The following is a 271-nucleotide window of genomic DNA, read 5'->3' on the forward strand; positions in this document are numbered from 1 at the left end:
TTCACGCGCATCAGGCCGGCGAGGCGGCCGAGAATGCGGCCGCGCTCCGCCGCCTTGATGCCGTTCCACACTTTCAAAGCGGCGCGCGCTGCGATAACCGCTGTGTCGACGTCGGCCGCGCTGCCTTGGGCCACATGCGCGATCGGCTCTTCGGTGGCCGGATTGATATCGACGGAATATTCGCCTGTGCCCGGCGGCAACCGCTTGCCGTCGATCAGCAGATCATGGCGCCTGAGGTCGGTGTCAGTGTCCATCGTAAAGCTCCTTGCAT

General features: G+C 64.6%; 1 protein-coding gene. It reads right to left on the bottom strand.

Annotation, left to right across the window (positions count from 1 at the left end; all coding sequences use genetic code 11):
* A partial coding sequence (locus SB822_RS57355) for an aldehyde dehydrogenase family protein (RefSeq protein ID WP_410859143.1) occupies positions 1-254 on the bottom strand: 254 nt, incomplete at its 3' end.
* Positions 255-271 lie beyond the last annotated feature (17 nt).

The sequence above is a fragment of the Paraburkholderia sp. SIMBA_054 genome (genome assembly GCF_046534875.1).
Lineage (GTDB): Bacteria > Pseudomonadota > Gammaproteobacteria > Burkholderiales > Burkholderiaceae > Paraburkholderia > Paraburkholderia hospita.